Below are 1,571 nucleotides of genomic sequence, written 5' to 3'. Positions count from 1 at the left end.
ACGATACTGTCTAGGATCACATAGACCAATCTGTTGTAAATAAAAGATGGGTAGAGGAATTAGAAAAACACCCAGACCAATTTACGGTTCACCAAATTTATCAAGCCTATCCAGATGGCATAATTGACGTTGCCAAAGAACAAGCACTAGTAGAAGAACACGAAAATTTAGTATTTCAATTTCCAGTGTATTGGTTTAACTGTCCGCCGCTTTTGAAACAATGGCTTGATGAAGTTTTGACTTATGGTTGGGCTTATGGTTCAACAGGCGATAAGCTTAAAAATAAGAAATTTATGTTGGCTGTGTCTGCTGGTGTGAAAGAAAAAGTTTATTCAGAGTATGGTGAATATAAGCTTTCGTTAGAGCAGATTTTTAGTTCTTTTGAACTCACCGCTTTATATGTTGGGGCAGTCTATCAACCACTTTATGCATTTTATGGTTTAGACACAAACCCTTCACCAGATGATGCTATTCCAACTCACCAAGAAATAGATAACAGTGCCGTTCAGTATGTTCAGAAGTTATTAGCATTGTCTGAGTAAATTTAAAGATAGAAAGGCCTAAGCGTGAGGGTTTGGGTCTTTCCTTACAAATAAATAGTTTCAGTGTAAGATATCTTTATGATTTAAATAATTATTATTTTTTTCAATTAAGCGACAATGGAAATTTAGAGGAGTAAAATTACAGCTTTACTTATAGATTACTAAAAATTCAGTTATGTTCAGTTCAGATTTAACAGATTATGTCATTCGACAATTAGGTCGGACTAAAAATAAACGTTATGAAGCATATGTAGTTAGTCGAATTATTCATTTACTTAACGACTTTACTTTAAAATTTGTCACTCAACAGTTTGTTAGATTATCAAATAAGAAAATTGCTTTAACTGATTTATATTTTCCTCAACTTGGTATTCATATTGAAGTTGATGAAGGACATCACTTTTTAAGAAATAGTAAAATGGAGTATTCACTCAACCAAATAGATGAGCCTCTTTATAGTATCTCTCAAACAGAAAGTGACGCTATGAGAGAAGAAGATATTATTAGTATTACTGGACATAAAATTTTTCGGGTAAATGTTTATAAAAATCAGGAAGGTCAACCTCAAAATTTAGAGAGTATTCATCAACAAATTGATAAAATTATAGAAGAAGTAAAAACTGCAAAGAATAAGCTGGTAGAAGAATCTAAGTTCAAAGAATGGAATATAGAAACAGAATACAACCCTCAAACTTATATTGATTTAGGAAGCATCAGTCTAGCCGACAATGTAGTGTTAAAAACTACAAAAGATGTTTGTAATTGTTTTGGCTATAACTATAAAAACTATCAGAGAGGTGGAGCACTTCATCCATATGAAAAAGATACCTTAATCTGGTTTCCTAGACTTTATGAAAATAAGGATTGGATTAATACTATATCGCCTGATGGCTTAACGATTACTGAAAAGTCGACAGATGAAGCTATTACACTTAAAAAATTAGAAGAGTGGAAAAATGGCCCACAGAAAAGAATTGTCTTTGCAAGAGTTAAGGATAATTTGAGTAGTTGATCCTAGCCAAAATAATG

The 1,571-nt window shown here is 32.2% G+C and carries 1 protein-coding gene and 1 pseudogene; both read left to right on the top strand.

Annotation, left to right across the window (positions count from 1 at the left end):
* The first annotated feature begins 20 nt into the window (after nt 1-20).
* Nucleotides 21-542 carry an NAD(P)H-dependent oxidoreductase gene (locus RFW85_RS06635; protein ID WP_309171267.1) on the top strand — a complete coding sequence of 174 codons (522 nt, stop codon included), beginning with the start codon at nt 21-23 and terminating at the stop codon, nt 540-542.
* A 175-nt stretch (nt 543-717) separates the two neighbouring features.
* Nucleotides 718-1,551 (top strand): annotated as a pseudogene (locus RFW85_RS06630) (AbaSI family restriction endonuclease); the annotation flags it as partial.
* Nucleotides 1,552-1,571 lie beyond the last annotated feature (20 nt).

The sequence above is a fragment of the Acinetobacter sp. 12966 genome (assembly GCF_031196995.1).
Classification (GTDB): Bacteria; Pseudomonadota; Gammaproteobacteria; order Pseudomonadales; family Moraxellaceae; genus Acinetobacter; species Acinetobacter geminorum.
The sequence above is the reverse complement of the archived record's forward strand: the minus strand, read 5'-3'. Positions and strand labels throughout refer to the sequence as shown.